At 67.6% G+C, this 19218-nt stretch carries 19 protein-coding genes and 1 tRNA gene; 11 read left to right on the forward strand and 9 right to left on the reverse strand.

The annotated features are described in order from the left end of the window. Positions 1–100: 100 nt before the first annotated feature. Positions 101–571 carry an acyl-CoA thioesterase gene (locus AAIL17_RS11010; RefSeq protein WP_424682890.1) on the reverse strand — a complete coding sequence of 157 codons (471 nt, stop codon included), beginning with the start codon at positions 569–571 and terminating at the stop codon, positions 101–103. Continuing rightward, entirely contained in the window at positions 568–3504 is a 2937-nt protein-coding gene (uvrA, locus tag AAIL17_RS11015) for an excinuclease ABC subunit UvrA (RefSeq protein ID WP_424682891.1), read from the reverse strand. Before uvrA ends, AAIL17_RS11010 begins: the two co-directional genes overlap by 4 nt. A 132-nt stretch (positions 3505–3636) precedes the next feature. Between uvrA and AAIL17_RS11020 the strand changes: the two genes are divergently transcribed. From AAIL17_RS11020 to AAIL17_RS11040, 5 genes are all read left to right on the forward strand, one after another. Then, entirely contained in the window at positions 3637–4170 is a 534-nt protein-coding gene (locus AAIL17_RS11020) for a DUF2059 domain-containing protein (RefSeq protein ID WP_424682892.1), read from the forward strand. Between the two features lie 114 nt (positions 4171–4284). Then, positions 4285–4599, forward strand: coding sequence for a 50S ribosomal protein L21 (gene rplU, locus AAIL17_RS11025; protein WP_424682893.1), 315 nt, complete (start codon positions 4285–4287; stop codon positions 4597–4599). Positions 4600–4620: 21 nt separating this feature from the next. Next, positions 4621–4878, forward strand: a complete 258-nt coding sequence (rpmA, locus tag AAIL17_RS11030; protein ID WP_291192566.1) for a 50S ribosomal protein L27 — start codon at positions 4621–4623, stop codon at positions 4876–4878. Between the two features lie 171 nt (positions 4879–5049). Continuing rightward, the gene (gene cgtA, locus AAIL17_RS11035; RefSeq protein ID WP_424682894.1) at positions 5050–6120 is read left to right on the forward strand and encodes an Obg family GTPase CgtA; all 1071 of its coding nucleotides are present in this window, start codon (positions 5050–5052) and stop codon (positions 6118–6120) included. 216 nt (positions 6121–6336) lie between these two features. Beyond that, positions 6337–7377, forward strand: a complete 1041-nt coding sequence (locus AAIL17_RS11040; protein ID WP_424682895.1) for a N(4)-(beta-N-acetylglucosaminyl)-L-asparaginase — start codon at positions 6337–6339, stop codon at positions 7375–7377. Between the two features lie 104 nt (positions 7378–7481). Here AAIL17_RS11040 and rpsT read toward each other — a convergent pair whose 3' ends face one another. After that, positions 7482–7745, reverse strand: a complete 264-nt coding sequence (gene rpsT / locus AAIL17_RS11045; protein ID WP_008213299.1) for a 30S ribosomal protein S20 — start codon at positions 7743–7745, stop codon at positions 7482–7484. 198 nt (positions 7746–7943) lie between these two features. On the opposite strand from rpsT, the gene murJ reads away from it, so the two are divergent. The 5 genes from murJ (at position 7944) to ispH (ending at position 15127) form a co-directional block, all read left to right on the forward strand. Beyond that, the gene (gene murJ / locus AAIL17_RS11050) at positions 7944–9551 is read left to right on the forward strand and encodes a murein biosynthesis integral membrane protein MurJ (protein WP_424682896.1); all 1608 of its coding nucleotides are present in this window, start codon (positions 7944–7946) and stop codon (positions 9549–9551) included. Between the two features lie 70 nt (positions 9552–9621). Beyond that, positions 9622–10575 carry a bifunctional riboflavin kinase/FAD synthetase gene (locus AAIL17_RS11055; RefSeq protein WP_424682897.1) on the forward strand — a complete coding sequence of 318 codons (954 nt, stop codon included), beginning with the start codon at positions 9622–9624 and terminating at the stop codon, positions 10573–10575. Between the two features lie 100 nt (positions 10576–10675). Beyond that, positions 10676–13537 carry an isoleucine--tRNA ligase gene (gene ileS, locus AAIL17_RS11060; protein ID WP_424682898.1) on the forward strand — a complete coding sequence of 954 codons (2862 nt, stop codon included), beginning with the start codon at positions 10676–10678 and terminating at the stop codon, positions 13535–13537. A gap of 113 nt (positions 13538–13650) precedes the next feature. After that, positions 13651–14151 (forward strand): signal peptidase II, encoded by a 501-nt coding sequence (lspA, locus tag AAIL17_RS11065; RefSeq protein ID WP_424682899.1) that lies wholly within the window; start codon positions 13651–13653, stop codon positions 14149–14151. A gap of 13 nt (positions 14152–14164) precedes the next feature. Further along, positions 14165–15127 carry a 4-hydroxy-3-methylbut-2-enyl diphosphate reductase gene (ispH, locus tag AAIL17_RS11070; protein WP_424682900.1) on the forward strand — a complete coding sequence of 321 codons (963 nt, stop codon included), beginning with the start codon at positions 14165–14167 and terminating at the stop codon, positions 15125–15127. A 55-nt stretch (positions 15128–15182) separates the two neighbouring features. On the opposite strand, the gene AAIL17_RS11075 is transcribed toward ispH, so the two are convergent. The 4 genes from AAIL17_RS11075 to AAIL17_RS11090 form a co-directional block, all read right to left on the reverse strand. After that, a tRNA-Thr gene (locus tag AAIL17_RS11075) sits at positions 15183–15258 on the reverse strand. A 203-nt stretch (positions 15259–15461) separates the two neighbouring features. After that, a complete protein-coding gene (locus tag AAIL17_RS11080) occupies positions 15462–15758 on the reverse strand; it encodes a hypothetical protein (protein ID WP_424682901.1) in 297 nt (98 codons plus the stop codon). Between the two features lie 48 nt (positions 15759–15806). Next, positions 15807–16253, reverse strand: a complete 447-nt coding sequence (locus AAIL17_RS11085) for a hypothetical protein (protein WP_424682902.1) — start codon at positions 16251–16253, stop codon at positions 15807–15809. A 36-nt stretch (positions 16254–16289) separates the two neighbouring features. Then, positions 16290–17084, reverse strand: a complete 795-nt coding sequence (locus AAIL17_RS11090; protein WP_424682903.1) for a DNA adenine methylase — start codon at positions 17082–17084, stop codon at positions 16290–16292. Between the two features lie 262 nt (positions 17085–17346). On the opposite strand from AAIL17_RS11090, the gene AAIL17_RS11095 reads away from it, so the two are divergent. Continuing rightward, on the forward strand, positions 17347–18084 hold the full coding sequence (locus AAIL17_RS11095) for a 2OG-Fe(II) oxygenase (protein ID WP_424682904.1): 738 nt from the start codon (positions 17347–17349) through the stop codon (positions 18082–18084). 22 nt (positions 18085–18106) lie between these two features. Here the strand turns inward: AAIL17_RS11095 and AAIL17_RS11100 are convergent, their stop codons facing one another. Together AAIL17_RS11100 and AAIL17_RS11105 are read right to left on the reverse strand one after the other, a co-directional pair. Continuing rightward, entirely contained in the window at positions 18107–18613 is a 507-nt protein-coding gene (locus AAIL17_RS11100; RefSeq protein ID WP_424682905.1) for a hypothetical protein, read from the reverse strand. A 2-nt stretch (positions 18614–18615) separates the two neighbouring features. Beyond that, entirely contained in the window at positions 18616–19218 is a 603-nt protein-coding gene (locus tag AAIL17_RS11105) for a gp53-like domain-containing protein (protein WP_424682906.1), read from the reverse strand.

The raw sequence follows: 19218 nt of genomic DNA on the forward strand, positions 1-19218 counted from the left end.
GGGGAAGGGCCATCATAGAGGCAGACCATCGTGCGACCGTAGGGTGGGCTTCAGTCCACCGTGCCCTCGGTCTCAAGGCGATGGTGGGCTGAAGCCCGCCCTACGGGGTGCCGGCGGCTTCGCGGATCGCCTCGGGTAGCGGCACCGGCTTGCCGGTGGCGGGGTCCATCCACACCATCACCACGTTGCCGTCGCCGTACAGGCGGTCGGCGTGTTCCGCGTCCAGGATGCGATGGCCGACGGTCATCGAGCTGGTGCCCAGCCGCTCGCAGAACAGCTCGACGTGCAATTGCGCCGGCCACTCGATCGGGCGGCGATAGTTGAGCTGCACGGCGGCCATCACCGGCATGGCGTGGTCGTCGAACCACGGGCCGGGCACGTGGCTGAGCCACTGCAGCCGCGCCTCCTCCAGGTAGGTCAGGTAGTTGGAGTTGTTGACGTGGTTGAAGGCGTCCAGGTCGCGCCAGCGCACCGGCAGCACCGCGGTGAACAGCGGTGTGGGCGCGGCTGGCGGCAGTTGCTCGGCGGGCGATTCGACCGACGCCTTCTTCGTCGACTTGCGCGGGCTCACGGGGCCTTCTTCTTGCGCGGCATGGGCCGGTGCTTGTCGGCCGAGGCGATGTGCTTGAGCGTGTTCTTGGTGCGCTTGGCCGCCGGCTTCTTCTCCGCTGGAGCCGGGGCCTTCATGTGCGGCAGCAGGAAGCGGCCGGTGTGCGATTCGGGCGTGCCGGCCACTTCTTCCGGCGTACCGGCGACCAGGATGCGGCCGCCGCCGGCGCCGCCTTCGGGGCCGAGGTCGACGATCCAGTCGGCGGTCTTGATCACGTCGAGGTTGTGCTCGATCACCACCACGGTGTTGCCCTGGTCGACCAACTGATGCAGCACGTCGAGCAACTGCTCGATGTCGTGGAAGTGCAGGCCGGTGGTCGGCTCGTCCAGGATGTAGAGCGTGCGGCCGGTGTCGCGCTTGGAAAGCTCCTTGGAGAGCTTCACGCGCTGCGCCTCGCCTCCGGAGAGCGTGGTCGCGCTCTGGCCGAGCTTGATGTAGTCCAGGCCCACGGCGCGCAGCGTGTCGAGCTTGCGCGCGATGGTCGGCACGTTCTCGAACAGCTTCAGCGCGTCCTCCACCGTCATGTCGAGCACGTCGGCAATCGTGTTGCCCTTGTAGTGGATCTCCAGCGTCTCGCGGTTGTAGCGCTTGCCGTGGCAGACGTCGCAGGGCACGTAGACGTCCGGCAGGAAGTGCATCTCCACCTTGATCATGCCGTCGCCTTCGCAGGCCTCGCAGCGGCCGCCGCGCACGTTGAAGCTGAAACGGCCCGGCGTGTAGCCGCGCGCGCGCGCCTCGGGCACCTGCGCGAACAGCTCGCGCAGCGGCGTGAACAGGCCGGTGTAGGTGGCCGGGTTGGAGCGCGGCGTGCGGCCGATCGGCGACTGGTCGATGTCGACCACCTTGTCGAACAGGTCCATGCCCTGTACCGACTCGAATGGCGCCGGCTGCGCGCTGGCGCCGTTCAACTCGGAAGCGGCCAGGCGGAACAGCGTGTCGTTGACCAGCGTGGACTTGCCCGAGCCGGAGACGCCGGTGACGCAGGTGAACAGCTTGGCCGGGATCGCCAGGTCGACGTGCTTGAGGTTGTTGCCGCGGGCGCCCTTCAGGCGCAGCCAGGATTCCTCGTCGAGCGGCTTGCGCCGCTCGGTCGGCACCTCGATGCTGCGCGTGCCCGACAGGTACTGGCCGGTGAGCGAGCGCTCGGAGCCGAGGATGTCCTTCAGCGTGCCCTGCGCCACCACCTCGCCGCCATGCACGCCGGCGCCGGGGCCGATGTCGAGCACGTGGTCGGCCATGCGGATGGCGTCCTCGTCGTGCTCGACCACGATCACCGTGTTGCCCAGGTCGCGCAGGCGCGTGAGCGTGCCCAGCAGGCGCTCGTTGTCGCGCTGGTGCAGGCCGATCGAGGGCTCGTCCAGCACGTACATCACGCCGACCAGGCCGGCGCCGATCTGGCTGGCCAGGCGGATGCGCTGGGCTTCGCCGCCGGAGAGCGTGTCGGCCTGGCGATCAAGCGTGAGGTAGTTGAGGCCCACGTCGTTCAGGAAGGTCAGCCGCTCGCGGATCTCCTTGACGATCTTCGCCGCGATGTCGCCGCGCCAGCCGGTCAGCTTGAGCTCGTCGAAGAAGGCCAGAGCATCGTCGATCGAGCGGTTGGTCAGCGCCGGCAGTGCGTGGTCGGCGACGAACACGTTGCGCGCCGAGCGGTTCAGGCGCTGGCCCTCGCAGGTGGGGCAGGGATGGTCGCTGATGTACTTGGACAGCTCCTCGCGCACCGCGGTCGATTCGGTTTCCTTGTAGCGCCGCTCTAGGTTGGGGAGGATGCCTTCGAACGCGTGCTCGCGGGTGACCCGGCCGCCGCGCTCGGTGAGGTAGCGGAAGGCGATCTTCTCCTTGCCGCTGCCGTACAGGATCGCCTGCTGGATGTGCGCCGGCAGGTCGCGCCAGCGCGTGTCCGCGTCGAAGCCGTAGTGCGCGGCCAGCGACTGCAGCATCTGGAAGTAGTGCGGGTTGCGCCGGTCCCAGCCGCGGATCGCGCCGTTGGACAGCGGCAGCTCGGGATGGCCGACCACCCGCGCCGGGTCGAACACCTGGGTCACGCCCAGGCCGTCACAGCTCGGGCAGGCGCCGATCGGCGAGTTGAACGAGAACAGGCGCGGCTCCAGTTCCGGCAGCGAGTAGTCGCAGACCGGGCAGGAGTAGCGCGAGGAGAACAGCTGCTCGGGCGCCTTGTCGTCGTCCATGTCGACCACGATCGCCAGGCCGTCGCCCAGCCGCAGTGCGGTCTCGAACGACTCGGCCAGGCGCTGCTTCAGGTCCTCTCGCGGACGGAACCGGTCGATCACCACCTCGATGGTGTGCTTCTGGCGCAGGGTCAGGGGCGGCACCGCGTCGAGCTCGTACACCACGCCGTCGACGCGGGCGCGCACGAAGCCCTGCGCGCGCAGCTGGTCGAACACCTGCACGTGCTCGCCCTTGCGCTCGCGGACCACCGGCGCGAGCAGCATCCAGCGCTTGTCGGGATCGAGCGCCAGCGTGCCGTCGACCATCTGGCTGACCGTCTGCGCCTCCAGCGGGATGGCGTGGTCCGGGCAGCGCGGCGTGCCGACGCGGGCGTACAGCAGGCGCAGGTAATCGTAGACCTCGGTGATCGTGCCCACGGTCGAGCGCGGGTTGTGCGAGGTCGACTTCTGCTCGATCGAGATCGCCGGCGAGAGGCCCTCGATGTGGTCGACGTCGGGCTTTTCCATCATCGACAGGAACTGCCGCGCGTACGCCGAGAGCGACTCGACGTAGCGGCGCTGGCCTTCGGCGTAGATGGTGTCGAAGGCGAGCGAGGATTTGCCCGAGCCGGACAGGCCGGTGATCACGATCAGGCGATCGCGCGGCAGGTCCAGGTCGATGTTCTTGAGGTTGTGCGTGCGGGCGCCGCGGATGCGTATGGTTTCCATGCGCGCAGGGATATGGGGGAGACCGGCCACTATAGCAACCTGCCTGGATCAGAAATTGAGATTCCGCCTGCCGCCCGGCTGTGGCTAAATGCGGGGCTTTCGCGGCTGGCCGCGGGCGATCGGGAGACAGGCATGCGCAAGTGGAGCGGACGGGTCATGGGCGTGCTGCTGGCGACGAGCGCCGGCCTGGCCACCGCGGCGACGACCAAGCCGCCCAGCGAGGCGCAGGTGCGCCAGCTGATGGAGGTGTTCGGCGTCGACCGCATGCTGGGCCAGATGAACACCCAGATGGCGGCCATGATGCAGCAGCAGATTCCCTGCGTGCCGGCCAGCTACTGGCAGGGCTTCGTCGACGCCAAGGGCGTGCGGGAGCTGACCGAGCGCATGGTGCCGATCTACCAGCGGCACTTCAGTGCGGCGGACATCCAGGGCCTGCTCAAGTTTTACCGCTCGCCGCTGGGCCGGAAGGTCGTCACCGAAATGCCCGCGACCATGGCCGAGGGCATGCAATTGGGGCAGGAATGGGGCCGCCAGCGGGCCCAGGCGATGCTGGCCGAGCTGCAGAAGAGCGGCCGCATCGATGCCCAGGGCCGCTGCCCGGCTGCGCTGGCCGTGCCCGGCCCGAAGCTGGGCGCCCCGGCGGCGGGCTCCTCCGCAGGCCATTGATCCGGCTGCTCAAAGATTGACCACGCCCTGACGGGGTCGCTATAATCCGCCGTTCACCACGGCCGGTACGCGCGTGGCGAAACCCAAGAGAATAACGACAGAAGGGACAATCCCATGAGTTATGCAGTCATCAAGACCGGCGGCAAGCAGTACCGCGTCCAGCAGGGCGACGTGCTGCGCGTGGAGCTGCTGGATGCCGAGGAAGGCGCCAACGTGAGCTTCGACCAGGTGCTGCTGGTCGGCTCGGGCGATTCGGTCAACGTCGGCGCGCCGACCGTTGCCGGCGCCACCGTTTCGGCCACCGTGCGCAAGCATGGCCGCGCCGACAAGGTGCGCATCATCAAGTTCCGCCGCCGCAAGCACCACAAGAAGCAGATGGGGCATCGGCAGCATTTCACCGAAGTCGAGATCACGGGCATCAACGCCTGATAAAGCCGGAGGAATCAAGTCATGGCACATAAAAAAGGCGTAGGTTCGTCCCGCAACGGTCGCGACTCGAACCCGAAGTACCTGGGCGTGAAGGTGTACGGCGGCCAGGCCATCGAGGCCGGCAACATCATCGTCCGCCAGCGCGGCACCAAGTTCCATGCCGGCACCGGCGTGGGCCTGGGCCGTGACCACACCCTGTTCGCGCTGACCGACGGCGTGGTCGAGTTCAAGACCCGCGGCGAGAACAACCGCAAGTTCGTCAGCGTCGTCAAGGGCTGATCGCCCCTGAAGCTGCAGCGAAAGCCCCGCTTCGGCGGGGCTTTTGTTTTTTGTGAGGCAGGAAACGGGGAACAGGGAACGGGGAACATGCAGCTTCCCGGTTAACCTTGGACCACGCTCTGCTCGTTCCCCGTTCCCCGTTCCCCGTTCCCCGTTCCCAGGCCCCAAGCCATGAAATTCGTCGACGAAGCGATCATCAAAGTCCAGGCCGGTGACGGCGGCAACGGCTGCGTTAGCTTCCGTCGCGAGAAGTTCATCCCGTTCGGCGGCCCCAACGGTGGCGACGGCGGCCATGGCGGCTCGGTCTGGCTGGTGGCCGACGAAGGCCTCAACACGCTGATCGACTTTCGCCACCAGCGCAGCTTCAAGGCCCAGCGCGGCGAGAATGGCATGGGCTCGGACATGTACGGCAAGGGTGGCGAGGACACCACCATTCGCGTGCCGGTCGGCACCGTGGTCACCAATGTCGATACCGACGAGGTGATCGGCGATCTCACCCAGCACGGCCAGCGCCTGCTGGTGGCCGAGGGCGGCAAGGGCGGGCTGGGCAATATCCACTTCAAGAGTTCGGTGAACCGGGCGCCGCGCAAATCCACCCCTGGCACGCCGGGCGACGTGCGCGAGCTCAAGCTCGAGCTCAAGCTGCTGGCGGACGTGGGCTTGCTCGGCTTCCCCAATGCCGGCAAGTCGACCTTCATCCGCGCCGTTTCCGCGGCGACGCCGCGCGTGGCCGACTATCCGTTCACCACGCTGCACCCGAACCTGGGGGTCGTCAGCCTGGGTACCGACCAGAGCTTCGTGATCGCCGATATTCCCGGCCTGATCGAAGGGGCGGCCGAGGGCGCGGGCCTGGGTATCCAGTTCCTGCGCCATGTCTCGCGCACGCGCCTGCTGCTGCACCTGGTGGACATCGCACCGATCGACGGCACCGACCCGGTCGAGCAGGTGCGCGCGATCGAGCAGGAGCTGGCCAAGTTCGATCCCGAGCTGCTGGAGCGCCCGCGCTGGCTGGTGCTCAACAAGGCCGACGTGCTGCCGGAAGACGAGCGCCAGGCGGTGGCCGAGGACATCGTGCAGCGGCTGGAATGGAAGGAATCGTGGTTCCTAGTGTCGGCGATCGCGCGCGACAACACCATGGCGGTGTGCCAGCAGGTGCAGCGCTTCTTCGAGTCACAGCGCCAGGTGCGCGAGGAGCGCACCGACATGCAGCCGGGCGACGTGCGGCTGCGAGGCGAGCCGTAGGCGGCTTCCTCGCAAGGCTTCTCCATCCGCCCTTCGGGCACCTTTCCCCGTCAACGGGGAAGGGCACAGGCGCCACAGCCCTCATCATCGAGCCTTCCCCCGTCCCACGGGGGAAGGTGCCGATAGGCGGATGGGGGAAGTCTTGCCGGAACCCGCATTCGCCTGCCCAGCCCGATTCGCGCATCATGCGGAGCTTCTGTCCGAGGAGTTTCCGCCATGCCTTCCCGCCGCGATTTCCTGAAGTCCTCCATGCTGGCCGCCGGCGCGCTGGCCGCGCCGCGCTTCGCGGCCGCTGCCGCCGCGCCGTCGAAGGGCGCGCTGCCCGGCACCGGCGGCGCCCGCGTGATCTCCACCTGGGACTTCGGCGTGCCCGCCAACCAGGCGGCCTGGACCGTACTCGGCCAGGGCGGCAAGGCGCTCGATGCGGTGGAGCGCGGCGCCCAGGTGCCCGAATCGGACCTGTCCAACCACAGCGTCGGCAAGGGCGGCTATCCCGACCGCGACGGTCACGTCACCCTGGACGCCAGCATCATGGACCACGACGGCCGCTGCGGCGCGGTCGCGTGCATCGAACACATCGCCCATCCGATCCGCGTGGCGCGGCGGGTGATGGAGGCCACGCCGCACGTGCTGCTGGTCGGCGAGGGTGCGCTGCAGTTCGCCCGCGAGCAGGGATTCCACGAGGAAAACCTGCTGACGCCGGAGGCCGAAAAGGCCTGGCACGAGTGGCTGAAGACGGCGAAGTACAAGCCGGTCGCCAACAGCGAGAACCTCGACTACCACCGCAGCCTGCCCGGCGGGCACGACAACCACGACACCATCGGCATGCTCGCCGTCGATGCGCACGGCCACCTGGCCGGCGCCTGCACCACCAGCGGCATGGCGTGGAAGATGCGCGGCCGCGTCGGCGACAGCCCGATCATCGGCGCCGGCCTCTACGTGGACGGCGAGGTGGGCGGCGCCACCTCCACCGGCGTGGGCGAGGAGGTGATCCGCAACGCCGGCAGCTTCCTGGTGGTCGAGCTGATGCGCCAAGGGCGCAGCCCGCAGGAGGCCTGCGAGGAGGCGGTGCGGCGCATCGTGAAGAAGCGCCCGGACGGGGCGAAGGAAATCCAGGTGGGCTTCATCGCCTTGCGGCGCGATGGCGCGGTGGGCGCCCATGCGATCCAGCGCGGCTTCACCTATGCCGTATGCGACGCGAAGAAGCAGGACGGCCTGTTCGCCTCGCCCAGCGTGTACACCACCAGCTTCTCGTGACCATGGCAGGCAGCCGGGTGGCTGCCTGCCTTTCTTGCGCGCACACGAAAAGGCCGGCTAGCGCCGGCCTTTCCACCAACCCTTGATTGATGTGCGAAGCCGGCTTACGCCAGCTCGTGGATCTTCGCGTTGAGGCGGCTCTTGTGACGAGCGGCCTTGTTCTTGTGGATCAGACCACGCGCGGCGTAGCGGTCCATGACCGGCTGGGCGGCGGCGAAGGCTTCCACGGCGGCGGCCTTGTCCTTCGCCTCGATGGCCTTGACGACCTTCTTCAGGGCGGTGCGCACCATGGAACGGGCGCTGACGTTGCGCAGACGGCGCTGCTCGGACTGGCGCGCGCGCTTCTTCGCGGACTTGATGTTGGCCAAGGTAGAACTCCAGGGAAGGCAAGGGGTTGGAAAAAGACGGGCAATTATGCGGGCAATGGGTTGCTGCGTCAACCGCTTAGGCTGGCCCCGGAATGCCCTTCCGCCGCCCCTTGCCGGCTACCTAAGCGCCGCCGGGGCCTGTCAGACTATGCGCTTTGGCCGCGTCGGCGCGGCTGCCAGTCAGGTTTTGCCCAGGCAATGAAATCCCCCAGCATGTTCCGCGGGCTGCTCTCGTTCAGCAGCATGACGATGATCTCCCGCGTACTCGGCCTGGTGCGCGACATGGCGATCAACTCGGCCTTCGGCGCCAATGCGGCGACCGACGCCTTCTGGGTCGCCTTCCGCATTCCCAACTTCATGCGCCGATTGTTCGCCGAGGGCTCGTTCTCCACCGCCTTCGTGCCGGTGTTCACCGAGGTGAAGGAGAAGGGCAGCCACGCGGACCTCAAGGACCTGATGGCGCGCGTCTCCGGCACGCTCGGCGGCGTGCTGCTGGTGGTCACGGCGATCGGGCTGATCTTCGCGCCCGAGGTGACCATGCTGTTTTCGCCGGGCGCGCTGGACGAGCCGAAGAAGTTCACGCTGACGGTGGAGCTGCTGCGGCTGACCTTCCCGTTCCTATTGTTCGTCTCGCTGACGGCGCTGTGTGGCGGCGCGCTCAACAGTTTCCACCGCTTCGGCCTGCCCGCGCTGACGCCGGTGATCCTCAACCTGTGCATGATCGCCGGCGCACTGTGGCTGTCGAAGTGGCTGCAGACGCCGATCCTGGCGCTGGGCTGGGCGATCCTGGCCGCCGGCATCCTGCAGCTCCTGTTCCAGTTGCCGGCGCTGCGCGGGCTGGATCTGCTCGCGATGCCGCGCTGGGGCTGGAGCCATCCACAGGTGCGCCGGATCATGCGGCTGATGGTGCCGACGCTGTTCGGCTCCTCGGTGGCGCAGATCAACCTGCTGCTGGACACCGTGATCGCCTCGCTGCTGATCGCCGGCTCGCAGAGCTGGCTGTCGCAGGCGGACCGTTTCCTGGAACTGCCGCTGGGCGTGTTCGGCGTGGCGTTGGGCACGGTCATCCTGCCTTCGCTGTCGCGCCATCACGTCACCACCGATCGCACCGGCTTTTCCAGCGCGCTCGACTGGGGCCTGCGCACCACGCTGCTGATCGCCGTGCCGGCGATGTTCGGCCTGATGCTGCTGGCCGAACCGCTGGTAGCGACGCTGTTCCAGCATGGCCGCTTCAACGCCTTCGACACGCGCATGGCCACGCTGTCGATCACCGCACTGAGCTTCGGCCTGCCGGCGTTCGCGCTGGTCAAGGTGCTGCTGCCGGCGTTCTACGCGCGGCAGGACACGCGCACGCCGGTGCGCGCGGGCGTCGCTTCGCTGGTCGCCAACATGGCGCTGAACGTGCTGTTCGTGGCGCTGCTGTTCGCGCTGTGGGCCACGCCGGCGCAGAAGCAGGCGCCTTGGCTGCAGGCGCTGGCGGAAGTGCCTGGCCTGCACATGGCGCTGGGCATGGCCAGCGCGCTGGCGAGCTATATCAACCTGGGCCTGTTGTGGCGCTGGCTCAAGCAGGCCGGGGTGTACGAGCGCCAGCGCGGCTGGGCGCGGCATTTCGTGCGGCTGGCGGTGGCCTGCGCAGCGATGGTGGCGGTGCTGCTGCTGGGACGCTGGCTGTGGCAGGACTGGACGTCCGTACCGACGTTCACGCGCGTGTGGCACCTGGCAGTGCTGGTCGCGGCTGGCGGGCTGACCTACGTGGTGGCCCTGTTCGCGATGGGCTTCCGGGTGCGCGAGCTGCGCGGGGTGTGAGGCCTGCTGCCTCCGGCGCGAACAGCGGGGGCTGCACGGGCCGGCTGCACGGCTCTCGTATACTGCCCGGATGACGACACTATCCCGGGACCTTGCAGGCCCCTGCCTGGCGCCCGAAGGCAGCGTGGTGGCCATCGGCGCCTTCGACGGCCTGCATCGCGGACACCAGGCCCTGCTGGCCGAGGTGCGCGTCCGCGCCCAGGCACTCGACGCGGTGCCGGCGGTGGTCAGTTTCGAACCCTTGCCGCGGGCATACTTCTCGCCCGAGCCGGTTCCGCGGCTTTCCAGCGTACGCGAGAAGCTCAGGGGCTTTGCCGCCGCCGGCGTGGCGCAGGCGCTGTTGCTGCGTTTCAACGCGGCGCTGACCGCGATGTCCGCGGAGGATTTCGTGCAGCGCGTGCTGCTCACTCGGCTGGCGGCGCGGGAGGTCTGGGTCGGCGAGGATTTCCGTTTCGGCCACAAGCGTGCTGGCGACGTCGCGCTGCTCGAGCGTATGGGCGCGGAACGGGGTTTCATCACGCGGGTGATGCCGCCCGTGCTGCTGGATGGCGCGCGCGTATCGGCGACGCGCGTGCGCGCGCTGCTGGCCGCCGGTGAGTTTGCCGGGGCCGCGCCGCTGCTGGGCCGGCCGTTCGTGATCGACGGACGGGTCGAGCGCGGCAACCAGCTCGGCCGCGCGCTGGGTTTCCCGACCGCCAACATCCACCTGCGCGGGCGGGTCAGCCCCATCCAGGGGATCTTTGCCGTGCGCGTCGGGCTCGGCGAGGCGCCGTGCAGCTGGCCGGGCGTGGCGTCGCTGGGCCTGCGGCCTACGGTCAACCAGGTCGCCCAGCCGGTGCTGGAGGTGTGCCTGTTCGACTTCGAGGGCGACCTGTACGGCCGGCGCATGGCCGTGGAGTTCGTCGCCAAGCTGCGTGACGAACAGAAGTTCGACGGCCTGGAGGCGCTGACCGCGCAGATGCACGAGGATGCCCGCCAGGCGCGCGAACTGCTGGGCATGAATCCGCGGCTGGCCGAGGCCTGACGCCGCTCGTTCCCCTACCGCATCGCAGCAATTTCCACTATTTTCAGAGGTTCGCCGGCGCGTTTCGCGCCTTCCGGCGTCGCCCCACGGACAGCCCCACATGACGCACGACTACAAGAGCACGATCAACCTGCCGCAGACGGATTTCCCGATGCGCGGCGACCTGCCCAAGCGCGAGCCGCACTGGCTGGCCGAATGGGAGAAGGTCGACCGCTACGCGCAGATCCAGCAGAAGGCGGCCGGCCGCGACAAGGCCTTCGTGCTGCACGACGGCCCGCCGTACGCCAACGGGGCGATCCACATCGGCCACGCGGTCAACAAGATCCTCAAGGACATGGTGGTCAAGTCCAAGCTGCTGGCCGGTTGCCGCTCGCCGTACGTGCCGGGCTGGGACTGCCACGGCCTGCCGATCGAGATCGCGGTGGAGAAGAAGTTCGGCAAGCCGGGCGAGAAACTCGACGCGCGGGCGTTCCGCCAGAAGTGCCGCGAATACGCGCAGGAGCAGATCGACGGCCAGCGCGCCGATTTCAAGCGTCTGGGCGTGCTGGGCGACTGGTCGAACCCCTACAAGACGATGGATTTCCGCTACGAAGCGGACATGCTGCGCGCGCTGGCGCGCATCGTCGCCAACGGACACGTGGTGCGTGGCGCCAAGCCGGTGTACTGGTGCTTCGACTGCGGCTCGGCGCTGGCCGAGGCGGAGATCGAATACGGCGACAAGCAGTCGCCGGCGGTGGACGTGGCCTACGACGCGCTCGATCCGAAGGCGCTCGCGGCCAGGTTCGGCGTCGACCCGGGCGATGCGATCGTCGCCGTGCCGATCTGGACCACCACGCCGTGGACGCTGCCGTCCAGCCAGGCGGTGGCGCTCGGTGCGGACTTCGAGTACGCGCTGGTCGAGGGACCGTCACGTGACGGCCGACGCGTGCTGCTGGCGGTCGCCAGTGCGCTGGTCGAGCCGGCGCTCAAGCGCTACGGCGTCGAGCCGTCGCGGGTGCTCGGCCACGCCAAGGGCGCGGACCTCGGGGGCCTCAGGCTGCAGCACCCGTTCTATCCGCGCGAAGTGCCCATCCTGCTCGGCGAACACGTTTCCGCCGAGGATGGCACCGGCGCCGTGCACACGGCCCCGGACCACGGCATGGAGGACTTCGTCGTCGGCCGCGAGAACGGCCTGGGCACGCTCAACTACGTCGGTCCGCGCGGCGCCTATCGCGAGGACGTGCCGGCGGCCGATGGGCTCACGCTGGCCGGCATGCACATCTGGAAAGCCAACGACGCCATCGTGGAGCTGCTGCGCAACCGCGGCGTGCTGCTCGCCCACGCGAAGATCGAGCACAGCTACCCCAACTGCTGGCGTCACAAGACGCCGGTGATCTTCCGCGCCACGCCGCAATGGTTCATCGGCATGGAGCAGGCGGACCTGCGCGCGACCGCGCTCAAGTCCATCAAGGACGTGCGCTGGGTGCCGACCTGGGGCGAGGAGCGCATCGCCGGCATGGTGGCGGGGCGTCCGGACTGGTGCATCAGCCGCCAGCGCACCTGGGGCGTGCCGATCGCACTGTTCGTGCACAAGGGCACGCAGGAGCCGCATCCCGATTCCGTCGCGCTGCTGGAGCAGGTGGCGAAGCGCGTCGAGCAGGGCGGCGTCGATGCCTGGTACGAACTGGACGCGGCCGAACTGCTGGGCGAGCAGGCGGGCGACTACGAGAAGGTCACCGACATCCTCGACGTCTGGTTCGACTCCGGCGTCACCCACTTCTGCGTGGTCGGCCAGCGGCCCGAACTGCAGCAGGGCGGCGCCGCGCAGTACAAGGTGATGTACTTGGAAGGCTCGGACCAGCACCGCGGCTGGTTCCAGTCCTCGCTGCTGACTTCTTCGGCGATCCACGGCCGCGCGCCGTACGACGAGGTGCTCACGCACGGCTTCACCGTCGACGCGGCCGGCCGCAAGATGTCCAAGTCGCTGGGCAACGTGGTGGCGCCGCAGAAGGTGATGGATACGCTCGGCGCGGACGTGCTGCGCCTGTGGGTGGCTTCGGCCGACTACCGCAACGAGATGACCGTTTCGGACGAGATCCTCAAGCGCGTTTCGGACAGCTACCGTCGCATCCGCAACACCGCCAGGTTCCTGCTCGGCAACCTGGATGGCTTCGATCCGGACAGGCATCTGCTGCCTGTGGAGCAGAGCCTGCCGCTGGACCAGTGGGCGGTGCAGCAGGCGTACGACGTGCAGCAGGCGGTGATCGCCGCCTACGAGCGCTACGACTTCCCCGACGTGGTCGCGCGCGTGCAGAACTTCTGCACCAACGAGATGGGCGCGTTGTACCTGGACATCACCAAGGATCGGCTCTACACCATGCCGACCGACAGCCACGGCCGCCGCAGCGCGCAGAGCGCGATGTTCCGCATCGCGCAGGCGCTGGTGCGCTGGCTGGCGCCGATCCTGGCCTTCACCGCCGAGGAGATCTGGCAGCAGTTGCCCGGCGAGCGCGGCGAGAGCGTGTTGTTCGAGACCTGGTACGACGGCCTCGCTGCCACGCAGGGTTCGCCCGAGCAGCGCCGCTGGTGGGCCGATCTGCTGGCGATCCGCGAAGCGGGCGCGCGCGTGCTCGAGGGCATGCGCAAGGACGGCCGGATCGGCGCCTCGCTGGAGGCGAAGCTGGCGATCCATGCCGACCCTGCGCTGGTCGAACGCTACGCCCCGGCACGGGAGGAGTTGCGCTTCTTCTTCATCACCTCCGAGGCCTCATTGGCGCCCCTGTCGCCGCACTCCGACGAGGCGGCCAAGGTGGAACTGGCCGGCGGCGAAGCCTGGGTTTCGGCGACGGCAAGCGATGCGGCCAAGTGCGTGCGCTGCTGGCACCTCCGTCCCGACGTGGGCAGCCATCCGGAGCATCCGGAGTTGTGCGGCCGCTGCGTGGAGAACGTGGCGGGGCAGGGCGAGACGCGCCGCTGGTTCTAGCTTCCATAAAAAACTCCGTTCGCCCTGGCGTCTGGGCGCCTGCCGCGCATGCCCTTCGGCTTCGCCGCTGCGCCAAGGTGAACGATGTCGGATAACCCGCTTCGGACTGGCCCATGCACCCCAAACCCAACGCCTTGCCCTGGTTGCTGCTTTCCCTGCTGGTCATCGGCCTCGATCAGCTCACCAAGCTGTGGGCGCTGCACGCGTTGCAGCCGGCCGGCATGCCGCACCCGGTGATTCCCGGGTTCCTCAACTGGACGCTGGCCTTCAACACCGGCGCGGCCTTCAACTTCCTGGCCGACAGCACCGGCTGGCAGCGCTGGTTTTTCGTGGTGCTGGCGCTGGTGATCAGCAGCACGCTGGTCGTATGGCTGGCGCGCACCCCACGCCGCGACTGGCGCACCGCCTTGCCGCTGGCTTTCATCGTCGGCGGCGCGCTGGGCAACCTGGTCGACCGCCTGCATGCGGCGCAGGTGACCGACTTCATCCAGGTCTACTACCGGCAGTGGAGCTTTCCGGTGTTCAACGTGGCCGACTGCGGCATTACCGTCGGCGCGGTGCTGCTGATCCTGTTCGGCCTGCGGAGCGGGAAGGTCGCCGGCGACGTGCGATAATCCAGCGATGCCCATGGACATCCTTCTCGCCAATCCCCGCGGCTTCTGTGCCGGCGTCGACCGCGCCATCGCGATCGTCGAACGTGCGCTGGAGTCCTACGGCGCGCCGATCTACGTGCGCCACGAAGTGGTGCACAACCGCTACGTGGTGGAGAAGCTGCGCGCCGACGGCGCCATCTTCGTCGAGGAACTGCACGAGGTGCCCGATGGCGCCACGGTGATCTTCAGCGCTCACGGCGTCTCGCAGGCGGTGCGCGAGGAGGCCGGCCAGCGTGCGCTGAAGGTGTTCGACGCCACCTGTCCGCTGGTCACCAAGGTGCATATGGAAGTCGCTCGACTGGGCCGCACCGGGCGTAGCGTGGTGCTGATCGGGCATGCCGGCCACCCGGAGGTAGAAGGCACCATGGGGCAGTGGAATCCCGCCAACAGCGGCGAGATCCTGCTGGTTGAATCGGTCGAGGACGTGGCCTCGCTGGCACCGCGCTTCCCGCACGAGCTCTCCTACGTCACCCAGACCACGCTTTCGGTGGACGACACCAAGGCGATCATCGCCGCGCTGCGCGAACGCTTCCCCGACGTCGAGGGACCGCGCAAGGACGACATCTGCTACGCCACGCAGAACCGCCAGGATGCCGTGCGCCGGCTGGCCGCGGCGGTCGACCTGGTGCTGGTGGTCGGCTCGGTCAACAGCTCCAACTCCAACCGCCTGCGTGAGCTGGCCGAGAAGCAGGGCGTACGCGCCTTCCTGATCGACGGCGCCGAGCACATCGAGCGAAGCTGGCTCGAGGGCGTCGCGCGCATCGGCATCACCGCCGGCGCCTCGGCGCCGGACAAGCTGGTACGCGACGTGATCGCCCGGCTGCAATCCTGGGGCGCCGGCGACGTGCGCGAGCTGCAGGGCGAGGCCGAAACGATCACCTTCGCGCTGCCCCGCGAGCTGCGCCTGGACGGCGGCAGCGTGCCCGCCAGCCTCTGACGCGAGGCGGTACCAGGAAAGCAAAAGGCCCGCTCGCGCGGGCCTTTTTCGTGTCTGGTGCCGGAAATAGGATTCGAACCTACGACCTACGCATTACGAATGCGCCGCTCTACCAACTGAGCTATTCCGGCTAAAGAGGCGGAAATTCTACGGATCGACCCCGGTGCACGCAAGCGCGCGTGGCATGGCAAGCTTCGGGGCCGGGTGGGGGCGCATGGATGGAAGGGGACGCCGCCCGCTGTAAGCGGCCACTTAGTTTGCAAAACCGGGACACTTGCTTTGCAGGGTCGCGCGCGGGGTGCTTAAAGGGCGTTTGAAGGCCATCGAAAGGGGCTCAGTCGGTGGCCCAAACGCCGCGTCGGCGATCATCCGATCGGGCGACCAACTCCTGGAGCCTGGCCAGCGTGTCGTCCTCATAGTCCGGCACCCTGATCCACAGCGTCGGGAGGGCCTTGGTGACCTCAGGCTCCGTGTCCCGGTGGTACAGCCGGCCGATGCGCCGATCGGGCCTCAACGGCACGTAGGAGCGGTCACCGGCGGTGGCTGAAACGACCGGGTAGCGATCCAAGAGCTCGGAGGTAACCTCCTCTTCCCTGACGTCGAGATCCTGCTGGCTAACGTGGTTCTGCATGGTTCCCTCCCTTGTGGTCCAGGGGCGAAGGATACGCCAACAGCGCGATCAGGCCCCGGCGCGTGGCCGGCGCGGAAGCGCCGCGTCAAGCAGGCTGGTGCCGTTGGTCTCGTCCCACGGTCTGCTGCCCAGCTTGATGCCGAAGCGGCTCGCCAGGCGCAGGACCGCCGCGCTCCAGTAGCCCTGGCTGTGTGCCAGGTGCTGCAGCACCACGCAGGCCCATCGCCGGTCAATCTGTTCTTCAGCCAGCAGCCCCAGCAGGTGAACCTGGACCAGGGCGATGCGCGGCAGCACGTGAGAGAGCGGCTCGCCTGGCGCCACCCGGTCAAGCCAAGGCGACGGAGGTGTCAACTCGCCGACCTTCCACTCCGCGTCCCGGCCACCCCAGACGACACCGTTCGGCATCCGCCTGGCCTCGGCCAGCTTGGCATGCACGCGCAGCTGCAGCCGCGCAAGGCTCGCCACGGTGGCGAGGATGACAGCCCGATCTTCCATCGCTGGGATGATACGAGCATCGGCGGCGCAACCTGGTCAAAACAGGCCGGCAGGCTCGGCCTGGACGTCCCAGCTGAAGATCAGCACCTCGCCCACGTCCTTGGCCTTGGCGCCGCCGGCGACGGTGTAGGAGTGCTCCGCACGCTCGATGTGGAAGCAACCGAACAGTTCGCGGATGGCGGGATGGTCATTGGGGGTCAGGATCGCCCGGCCTTTGATGCTGCCTAGGGTGGCGGCCAGCGCCTGGTACTGCTCCCAGCCGAAGTCTACGCCGTAGCCCTCGGTCTGCCAGTAGGGCGGGTCCATGAAGAACAGCGTGTGCGGCCGATCGTACTTGGCCACGCAGTCTGCCCACGGCAGGTGTTCGATGTAGGCGTTGGCCAGGCGAAGGTGCGCGGCCGAGAGCGTCTCCTCCAGCCGGAGCAGATTCAGGCCTGGCGGCGCGGTGGTAGCCGTGCCGTAGGTCTGTCCCTCGATCTTGCCGCCGAAGGCACTCTGTTGGAGGTAGTAGAAGCGCGCCGCGCGCTGGATGTCCGTCAGCGTCTCGGGCCGGGTCATCTTGAGCCACTCGAACACCTTGCGGCTGGAGAGCGCCCATTTGAACTGGCGCACGAACTCCTCGAGGTGGTTCTGCACCACCCGGTAGAGGTTGATCAGCTCACCGTTGATGTCGTTGAGTACCTCGACATCGCTGGGTGCCTTCAAGAAGAACAACGCAGCGCCGCCCGCGAAGGGCTCGACGTAGCAGGTATGCGTGTTGTCAAAGAACTTGAAGATTCGGTCGGCCAGTCGGCGCTTTCCGCCGAGCCAGGGAATGATGGGTAGAGCCACACGCGTCTCCGCTTCTGAGATCAAGGTTGCGTAGCCTTGTCTTCGCCGGTACCGGCTAGGGGCTTCGCTTGATCCACGGCACACGTGGAGAGGGGTCGCGCTGTTGGCGCAGCGCGATGCCCCGAAACTTCTAGATCGCGACGCGGAAGCGGCCAGCGCTTCGCGCGCGCGCGGGAACTTGGCGACGGTAATGGCGCGACGCCGCTCCGGCGTGAGAAGCTCCCGTGCCAGACCAATCGGAGCGCCATCCCTTATGGACAGCATGATCGACTACGAGCGGCTTGAAGCGGCAGTCGCGCGGGGCCATCAGGAATACGTCACCGCGGATCCATTCCCGCACATCGCCATGCCCGACTTCTTGCCCGAGGCGTCGCTGCGGCGTGTGATCGACGATTTCCCCACCCCCGAAGCCATCAGCGACTGGCGCCGCGCCGACGCGTTGGACGACGCCGGCCGCATCGCTCAAGTGAAAAAGCTCGGATATAGCAACGTCCTTAAGCTCGCGCCGTCGCTGCGCGCGCTGATCGCCGAATTGAACAGCGCACCATTCCTTATTCATCTCTCGAAGTTGACAGGAATACATCACCTGCTGCCCGATCCGATGTTGTCCGGTGGCGGCATCCACCAGTACCTGCCGGGCGCCGTCTTGCGGGTGCACGCAGACTTCAACCGTCTCGGCGGCTACGAGTTGGACCGCCGACTCAACCTGCTGTTGTACCTCAACGAAAGCTGGCAACCCGAATGGGGCGGCGACCTGGAACTGTGGGATCGCGACATGCGCCGGTGCGTAAGGAAGATTGCGCCCCGGAGCAATACCTGCGTGGTCTTTTCTACGACCAGCGATTCCTACCACGGCATGCCAGATCCTCTCACCTGCCCGGAAGGCGTGACCCGCAAGTCCCTCGCCCTGTACTACTACACGAATGGGCGCCCGGATCATGAGCGCACACCGAGGCACTCAACGCTCTGGCAGGAGCGGCCCGACGAAGTCGCATCCTGAGGATGTCCGTCAGGCCGCTGCATCAGGCAGTCGCGCCAGGCGAATGAACCACCCAACCGAATTGTTCGGGCTTCGGAAGCTGGGCGATAACGTCCTGTGAGGTAGGGATGGTGCTGGGCGGGTTGGCAAGAGCGTCCTGCTGCCATTGGTAGCAGGCTGGCCAGACCGCGTCTCGCCATGCCAGCGCCGCCGCCGCGTCGTTGGCGTACTGCTGCACGGAGCTGCTCAGGTACGAAATGCAGGTGAATAGCGAGTCGTAGCCGTTGCCCCGAGCGGTCTCGTCGAGCCACGCCTGCACGTCTCCCATCAGCGCCGCCGCCGCGGTCGCCAGGACCTCGCTAAGGGATGGCGCACCAGGAGGCGACAAAACACCATCGACGACCGTATAGCCGGGCGTGGCGATGCAGTCCAGCCACTGCGTGTCGGTAATTTGGAGCGCCGACACGCCGTCCGGCGGCGGGCTGTCCTCGGAATCGTAGAACGCGATGATCTGGCCGTTCGAATTATAGGCTGCGAGTTTCTGTCCCATGCTTAGTGTCCCAGTGCCAAGTAGTAATAGGTGCCCGATCCGCTGCTGCTCTTCGCGGTGAACCCGGTGTTCGAAAGCGCGGTGTAACTGAGCATGATTGACAGGCCCGACGTGCCGGAGTTGCCGGTCAGCGGCACAAAGGCCGCGTTCGGGAAGGCAATCGGGAACAGGTTTGCCGCACCTGTTGAGCTGAAGCTCGCGCCACCCCACTGCAGGATCACACCGCCCGGAAAAATCTGATAGCCGCCGGCCGCGACGAGTGATTGGTTCGACCCTTGGAAAGCGCTATTGAGCGTGGCGGCTGTAAGTGCCTTCGTCGCCTCGGACAAACCTTGCGCCTCGGAAGCAGTGGCCAGTTTGGATACGCCCGCCAGCGCCGTGGTCGAGGCTCGCAAGCCGAGCGCTTGCAGCGCTTGGAGCAATTGGTTGTCGGCGGCCTCGTCTGGCTCGATGCCGGCTGCAATCAGCACGTTGATCAATTCGTCGGTGACGAGGTTCGCCCAGCTTGCCGGATCGCGGCTCGCCGGCACGCCTGCGCCTGGGTTGCCGTCACTGAACTTGCCTCCGACCAGGCCAACGGTCGCGTCGCTTTTGGGGTAATCCAT

The sequence above is a fragment of the Frateuria sp. YIM B11624 genome, assembly GCF_049727805.1.
In the GTDB taxonomy this organism is placed as follows: domain Bacteria; phylum Pseudomonadota; class Gammaproteobacteria; order Xanthomonadales; family Rhodanobacteraceae; genus Frateuria_A.

Bases quoted from the DNA above. Each gene is read 5' to 3' on its own strand.
- uvrA (WP_424682891.1), bottom strand. From the start codon at position 3,504: ATGGAAACCATACGCATCCGCGGCGCCCGCACGCACAACCTCAAGAAC.
- AAIL17_RS11040 (WP_424682895.1), top strand. From the start codon at position 6,337: ATGCCTTCCCGCCGCGATTTCCTGAAGTCCTCCATGCTGGCCGCCGGC.
- rplU (WP_424682893.1), top strand. From the start codon at position 4,285: ATGAGTTATGCAGTCATCAAGACCGGCGGCAAGCAGTACCGCGTCCAG.
- cgtA (WP_424682894.1), top strand. From the start codon at position 5,050: ATGAAATTCGTCGACGAAGCGATCATCAAAGTCCAGGCCGGTGACGGC.
- AAIL17_RS11095 (WP_424682904.1), top strand. From the start codon at position 17,347: ATGATCGACTACGAGCGGCTTGAAGCGGCAGTCGCGCGGGGCCATCAG.
- murJ (WP_424682896.1), top strand. From the start codon at position 7,944: ATGAAATCCCCCAGCATGTTCCGCGGGCTGCTCTCGTTCAGCAGCATG.
- ileS (WP_424682898.1), top strand. From the start codon at position 10,676: ATGACGCACGACTACAAGAGCACGATCAACCTGCCGCAGACGGATTTC.
- AAIL17_RS11100 (WP_424682905.1), bottom strand. From the start codon at position 18,613: ATGGGACAGAAACTCGCAGCCTATAATTCGAACGGCCAGATCATCGCG.
- ispH (WP_424682900.1), top strand. From the start codon at position 14,165: ATGGACATCCTTCTCGCCAATCCCCGCGGCTTCTGTGCCGGCGTCGAC.
- lspA (WP_424682899.1), top strand. From the start codon at position 13,651: ATGCACCCCAAACCCAACGCCTTGCCCTGGTTGCTGCTTTCCCTGCTG.
- AAIL17_RS11055 (WP_424682897.1), top strand. From the start codon at position 9,622: ATGACGACACTATCCCGGGACCTTGCAGGCCCCTGCCTGGCGCCCGAA.
- rpmA (WP_291192566.1), top strand. From the start codon at position 4,621: ATGGCACATAAAAAAGGCGTAGGTTCGTCCCGCAACGGTCGCGACTCG.
- AAIL17_RS11105 (WP_424682906.1), bottom strand. From the start codon at position 19,218: ATGGATTACCCCAAAAGCGACGCGACCGTTGGCCTGGTCGGAGGCAAG.
- AAIL17_RS11020 (WP_424682892.1), top strand. From the start codon at position 3,637: ATGCGCAAGTGGAGCGGACGGGTCATGGGCGTGCTGCTGGCGACGAGC.
- AAIL17_RS11080 (WP_424682901.1), bottom strand. From the start codon at position 15,758: ATGCAGAACCACGTTAGCCAGCAGGATCTCGACGTCAGGGAAGAGGAG.
- AAIL17_RS11085 (WP_424682902.1), bottom strand. From the start codon at position 16,253: ATGGAAGATCGGGCTGTCATCCTCGCCACCGTGGCGAGCCTTGCGCGG.